The organism is Brevundimonas sp. (assembly GCF_036659295.1).
Taxonomy (GTDB): Bacteria; Pseudomonadota; Alphaproteobacteria; order Caulobacterales; family Caulobacteraceae; genus Brevundimonas.
This window is the reverse complement of sequence record NZ_JAVXCU010000107.1, coordinates 1-6,513: the sequence shown is the minus strand read 5'-3', so window position 1 is coordinate 6,513 and position 6,513 is coordinate 1. Positions and strand designations below refer to the sequence as shown.

At 61.6% G+C, this 6,513-nt stretch carries 5 protein-coding genes and 2 pseudogenes; 2 read left to right on the top strand and 5 right to left on the bottom strand.

Going from position 1 to position 6,513, the window contains the following annotated elements:
- Positions 1-331 (top strand): annotated as a pseudogene (locus tag RSB01_RS12950) (RluA family pseudouridine synthase); the annotation flags it as partial.
- Positions 332-537: 206 nt separating this feature from the next.
- On the top strand, positions 538-1,422 hold the full coding sequence (gene rpoH / locus RSB01_RS12945) for an RNA polymerase sigma factor RpoH (protein WP_332590660.1): 885 nt from the start codon (positions 538-540) through the stop codon (positions 1,420-1,422).
- An 86-nt stretch (positions 1,423-1,508) separates the two neighbouring features.
- Here the strand turns inward: rpoH and RSB01_RS12940 are convergent, their stop codons facing one another.
- The 5 genes and pseudogenes from RSB01_RS12940 to RSB01_RS12920 form a co-directional block, all read right to left on the bottom strand.
- Positions 1,509-2,285, bottom strand: coding sequence for a response regulator (locus tag RSB01_RS12940; RefSeq protein ID WP_332590659.1), 777 nt, complete (start codon positions 2,283-2,285; stop codon positions 1,509-1,511).
- 95 nt (positions 2,286-2,380) lie between these two features.
- Positions 2,381-3,676: an adenylosuccinate synthase gene (locus RSB01_RS12935; RefSeq protein WP_332590658.1), complete on the bottom strand. Its 1,296-nt coding sequence runs from the start codon at positions 3,674-3,676 to the stop codon at positions 2,381-2,383.
- Positions 3,677-3,757: 81 nt separating this feature from the next.
- On the bottom strand, positions 3,758-4,918 hold the full coding sequence (locus RSB01_RS12930) for a phosphoserine transaminase (RefSeq protein ID WP_332590657.1): 1,161 nt from the start codon (positions 4,916-4,918) through the stop codon (positions 3,758-3,760).
- A 74-nt stretch (positions 4,919-4,992) separates the two neighbouring features.
- Positions 4,993-5,898, bottom strand: a complete 906-nt coding sequence (locus RSB01_RS12925; RefSeq protein WP_332590656.1) for a DnaJ C-terminal domain-containing protein — start codon at positions 5,896-5,898, stop codon at positions 4,993-4,995.
- Positions 5,899-5,975: 77 nt separating this feature from the next.
- Positions 5,976-6,513 (bottom strand): annotated as a pseudogene (locus RSB01_RS12920) (hypothetical protein); the annotation flags it as partial.

The following is a 6,513-nucleotide window of genomic DNA, read 5'->3' as shown; positions in this document are numbered from 1 at the left end:
GGTCCAGAAAACCTACGGCCAGCCCGCCAAGGCCAGCGGTGCGCCCCTCTCCTCGCGCATCGCCTGCACCCTGCACACAGGCCGTACCCACCAGATCCGCGTCCACATGGCCTCGGTCGGTGCGCCGCTTCTGGGCGATCCTGTCTATGGCTCGGGAGCTGCATCCATTCCCGTGCGCGCCATCCTCGAAGAGTTGAACTTCACCCGTCAGGCCCTGCACGCCGCCATCCTCGGTTTCGTTCATCCGGTGACCGGCGAGGCCCTCCGCTTCGAAACCAATCCGCCCGCCGACATGCAGGCGCTTGAGGCACGCCTCGCCGCGCTTGATTAGCAACTACCTCTGTGCTAATTAATCTCCAGCGCCCAGAGATGCTCTCCCGTCTGCATGGCCTTGGCACAAAATCGCAATCCAAACGCGATTTTGCCCCTTTAAAACCATGCAACGAAATACCATCTCTATCCATTGAGGGGCGAGGCGATGGTGCACGCATGTGGCCATAGCCGAAGCGCCCGCTCGTAATCGGTCGGAGGGACCACATGGCTAATACCACTTTGACGGTGATGTCGCCTGAACAGGGGCTATCGCGTTATCTCTCGGAAATCCGCAAGTTTCCGATGCTTACCAAAGACGAAGAATTCATGCTCGCCAAACGCTGGTCCGAGCACGAGGACCCCGAAGCGGCCCACCGTCTGGTAACATCCCACCTTCGCCTCGTGGCCAAGATCGCCATGGGTTATCGCGGCTACGGCCTGCCGATCGGCGAAGTTATTTCCGAAGGCAATGTCGGCCTGATGCAGGCCGTCAAGAAATTCGACCCCGATAAGGGTTTCCGCCTGGCCACCTACGCCATGTGGTGGATCCGCGCGTCCATTCAGGAATACATCCTGCGTTCGTGGTCGCTGGTCAAAATGGGCACCACCGCCGCCCAGAAGAAGCTGTTCTTCAACCTTCGCAAAGCCAAGAGCCAGATCTCGGCCTTCGAAGAAGGCGACCTGCTGCCCGAACACCTCGAACAGATCGCGACCAAGCTCGGCGTCAGCCAGCAGGAAGTCATCGACATGAACCGCCGCCTCGGCGGCGACTCGTCTCTGAACGCGCCTATGCGTGCCGACGGTGAATCCGAATGGCAGGACTGGCTGGCCGACGACGACGCCATCAGTCAGGAAACCCAACTGGCCGACAACGAAGAGCGCGGCATCCGCATGTCGCTCCTTCAGGAAGCCATGGAAGAACTGACCGACCGCGAAAAACACATCCTGACCGAGCGTCGCCTCAAGGATGATCCGGTCACCCTCGAAGAACTGGCCGGCCAATATGGAGTCAGCCGCGAACGCGTGCGCCAGATCGAGGTCCGTGCTTTCGAAAAGCTGCAAAAAGCGATGCAGGCTGCCGCTCAAGAGCGCAACCTCGTCAACGCCTGACGCATCACACCTTCTCCCCTCCCCCGAAGCGAAAAGGGCGACTGGATCACTCCAGCCGCCCTTTTTTCTTGCCTGCCTGACGAAATCTAAGCCTGTCTCGCGAGTGTCTTGGACGAGGCCAGCGCCAAAATAGCCTTCACCGGCCCGTTCAACTGCTCCAGCGACGTGCGCCCCATTTCCAGTTCCGTATGCAAGGCGACCGTCGCCAGCGCCAGAGCCGTATCGCCCGTCTTCACCGCCAGCATCTTCAAGGTCTTGCCCTGCTCGCCGATCGCGCGCACGGCCTGCGCCGGATCGCTGGAAAACTGCACCAGAGCCGAGGCCAGAATCCGCATCGACTGATCCTTGATCCCGTCCAGCGTCGGCTCTCCGCCCTCGTCGGCCTTGCGCTTACGTGGACCGGCATAGTCGACCGAGTTAAACCGGCGACGATCCGGCCCCACATAGCCCACAGCCTCGACCCAGTCGCGCGGCTTGGTGGCCAGATTTTCAATCCGGCGATAAAGGTCGCCACTGGTAAAGGGCTTCCTCAGAAACTCGTGCACACCCGCATCGCGCGCGCCCTTGATGGACGACGCCGTGGCCTCCGCCGTCACCATGATGATCGGCGCGCGGCGGGTCGACAGGCTGGACCTGCGGATACGGCGCGCCAACGCTTCGCCATCCAGCTTCGGTCCCGAACGCTCGATAATGAACAGGCCCGGCTCCATCTCGCGGGCCAGATCAACCACGCGGGCATCATCGGATTCAATCGCGACATCGCGACAGCCAAAGCCCTTCAACAGCTCGGCCATCAACTTGGCCCCCGCCGGATTGGGGTCCACAACAACGACCCGGCGAACCACCGGGGCGATTTTCTGCATCGATTTGGTATCTAAAGCGAACAAGGCTGCCCCCGAATATCAGGGACAGCCTTAATCCAAGGGTGTTAAAAACCCCTTGTACGAAATCGTATCAATCAGCCCTGAAACGGATCGCGCATCAGGATGGTGTCGTCACGCTCTGGGCTGGTCGACAACAAGGCCACCGGCGCACCGATCAGTTCTTCGATACGGCGCACATATTTGATGGCATTGGCGTTGATGTCCTTGAAGCTACGGACGCCGCCAGTGCTCTCGCTCCAGCCTTCCAGCTCCTCGAACACCGGCTCGGCAGCCGCCTGATCCTTCAGGCTCGACGGCAGATAGTCCAGAACCTCGCCATTCACGCGATAACCCACGCAAATCTTCAGCGTTTTCAGGCCATCCAGAACGTCCAGCTTGGTCAGGGCAATACCGTCAATACCATTGATGGCCACCGACTGACGCACCAGCACAGCATCGAACCAGCCACAGCGACGCGCACGGCCAGTGTTCACACCGACCTCGCGGCCCACGGTTGCCAGATGCTCGGCCACCTCGTCATCCAGTTCACAGGCGAACGGACCTTCACCCACGCGGGTCGTATAGGCCTTCACAATACCCAGAACATAGCCGACGCCACGCGGACCAAGGCCCGAACCGGCCGCAGCCTGACCGGCCACCGTGTTGGACGATGTCACATAAGGATAGGTGCCGTGGTCCACATCAAGGAACGCGCCCTGCGCGCCCTCGAACAGGATGCGCTTACCGGCCTTCTGGGCCTGATCCAGCACACGCCATGCGGGCTTCACATACGGCAAAATCTTCGGCGCAATATCCAGCAACTGCTGCAACAGAGCCTGCGGATCAATCGGCTCCAGCCCCAGACCGGCACGCAGCGGGTCATGGTGCGAGCGCAGACGCTCGATCTTGGTCTTCAGGTCTTCTTCATTGGCCAGATCGCAAACGCGGATCGCACGGCGGCCCACCTTGTCCTCATAGGCCGGACCGATACCGCGACCGGTCGTGCCGATCTTGGCACCGGGAGCCGAAGCGGCCGCCTCGCGCGCCACGTCCAGCGCCGGATGGATCGGCAGGATCAGACAGGCATTGTCCGCAATCGTCAGCAGTTCGGGGCTGATCTGGACGCCCTGCGCCTCGATCTTGGCAATCTCATTAACAAGGTGCCACGGGTCCACGACCACGCCATTACCGATGATGGAGGGTTTGCCCTGCACCACACCGCTGGGCAGAAGTGCCAGCTTATAGACCTTGCCATCGACAACGAGGGTGTGCCCCGCATTGTGGCCGCCCTGGAACCGCACCACCATATCGGCGCGATTGGACAGCCAGTCCACGATCTTGCCCTTGCCCTCGTCACCCCACTGGGCGCCGACTACCGCAACATTTGCCACTGCACTGATCTCCGCGAGTAAAACGCGGTAGCAGCCTATAACCGTTGAATCGTCGGCTGTCGCCCTCGGTCATTGGAAATATCAGATTTCCGCCACCGCTGTTGCAAAAGCCCATTCCAGCCAAGGTCCGATCGCCACCACATCGGCCGTCTCGATCGTGCATCCACACCACAACCGCAAGCCGGGCGGCGCATTACGGTGCGGCTCCATATCGTAAACCGCGCCCTCGCCTTCCAGCAGCGCCTTGAAGCGCGTCACAAACGCCTTCTGCCCCTTGGCATCCAGCGCCGAAACACGATCATCGGTAAATTTCAGACACACCGAAGTCGTCGAGCGGATATCCTCGCGCTGCGGCAGAAAATCGATCCACGCGGTCTTGGCTACCCAAGCCTCCAGCGCCGCATAGTTGGCATTGGTCCGAGCAATCAGCGCATCGCGCCCGCCCACCGACTTGGCCCATTCCAAGGCATCGATCCAGTCCTCCATCGTCAGAACCGAAGCCGTATTGATGACCACCCCGTCGGCCAGCGTCCGGTCAAACTTTCCGTCCTTTCCGGTCAGACGCAGCACCTTGGGCACCGGCCAGGCAGGCACATTCTCGTCCAGACGTTGAATGGCGCGCGGCGACATCACCATCACGCCAATACCGGCCTCGCCGCCCAGCGCCTTTTGGAAACTAAAGGTCGTCACATCCAGCTTTTGCCAGTCCAGAGGCTGGGCAAACGCCGCCGAGGTCGCATCACAGATGCTCAATCCCTCACGGTCCCCTGTGATCCAGTCCCCGTCCGGCACCTTCACACCCGATGTCGTACCATTCCACGGAAACACCACATCGTGCGACCAATCCACGATCGAAAGGTCAGGCAAGTCGCCCCACGGAGCCTTCACCACCACCGGATCAAGCTTCAGATGATCGCGCACATCCTCGGCCCATGTCAGGCCAAAATTCTCGAACGCCACCACGGTCACAGGCCTTGGCCCCAGCATCCCCCACAGGGCCGCTTCCACCGCGCCGGTATCGGAACCGGGTGTATAGACCATGACATAGTCGTCCGGCACACCCAGCACTTCGCGGGTCAGCTTCAGACCATAGGCAAACCGCTGCGCCGTCTCGGGCGCACGAATACCGCGCCCATGCAAAGCTTCCGAAAGTCCTGCCAGCTTATAACCGGGTCGCTTGGCCGTCGGCCCCGACGAAAACCACGGACGCGCAGGCTTCATCTCGGGCTTCACAACAGGCATCGGCAGCAATCCCTCTAGGCAGAGCGCGGCGAGCGACAGACTCACCACCACAGAACGCAGATTGCCTTACGCCATCACTTGCCCGGCGTGTAGGGCCGATTTTTGCGCCAGTCCTCGGCAAAACGAACCAAAAGTTCGTCTTCCTCGTCCGGCAGCGTCACCATCAGCTTGGCCAGCAGGTCCCCGCGCTTGCCATCAGCATAGCCGCCACGCCCCTTCAGACGCAACACTTTGCCCGAGTTCGAGCCCTTAGGGATGCTCATCATCACCTTGCCTTCAGGCGTCGGCACCGTGACCTTGCCACCCAGCACCGCATCGGGCACCGAAACCGGCAGGTCCATATGCAGGTCGGCTCCCTCGCGACGGTACAGCGCGTGCGGCAAGATCCTCAGCTCGATCATGGCGTCACCGGCCTGCGTACGCCCCGGCGCACCCTGACCTTTCAGACGCACCACCTGACCGTCCGACGCGCCCTTGGGGATGGCCACATCCACCATACGCCCGTCCGAAAACTGGATACGGCGCGTGGTGCCGGAAATCACTTCTTCGAGGCTGACCTCCAGCGTGGCGCGGATATCCTGCCCCTTGCCACCGCCAAAGCCGCGATTGGCACCGCCCCCGCCGCCGAAACCGGCAAACAGGTCAGAAAGGTCGATATCCTCGAAACCGCCCCGCTGGCCCGAACCGCCAAAGCCCGAGAAACCGCCCGCACGACCGCCACCGCCATTACCGCCGCCATAGCCGCGATACTGCTCGCGTCCGTCGGCATCGATCTCGCCACGGTCGTATTTGGCGCGCTTCTCGGCATCGCCCAACAGGTCAAAGGCCGCAGTTATGCGCTTGAAACGCTCTTCGGAAGCCTTGTCCCCCGGATTTTTATCGGGGTGCAGTTCCTTAGCCAGCTTGCGAAAAGCCTTCTTGATCTCGTCAGCACTCGCGCCTTTTGAAACGCCAAGTTCCTTATAGGGATCACCAGCCACGCTTGTTCAGCTCCAGGATTCAAAATCACAACTCCCTGTCAGTTAGGGCATCCAAGCCCCCCTTGAAAGGGGTCGCGCTATTTCAAGCGTAACAACGCTTCCTCGCCCCAGCCCCATCCATCGCCCCACTGGGCCACAGCCAGCGTCACTTCCGGTGTCATGCCGTGCGGAAAATCGACCACCTGCTGCGCTTTTTGATACAGCGCCCGCGTGTCGTGAACCTGCCACTCTCGCACAGTCTCGCCTCCCGCCAGAACCCGCAACCGGAACCGCCTCGGATCAGGTTCGACCACATCCTCGCCCCAGCCATCCCCTCCGGTTCGCACACAGACCTGCCAGCTCAAGCCAAGACCATCCTCGCCCGCCACCTGTCTGAAATGGGCGGGCCGCCACGGCATAGAACCCCTGCGCTGCCAGACAAAACGTACCTCGCTAAAACGCGCCCCTGCCGGTGCCAGCCCCTTTGGCCCCACCCGCCACAGACGCTCCACCCCGCGCTCGTCCCCGCCCATGTCCAGACGCGGCAAGCTGCCCTCCAGCATCACCACAGCAGCGCCCACAAGCTTAGTCCGGCCCGCCTCTGCGCCCGTCCCCAGTCTGCCGCGCAACAGGCCG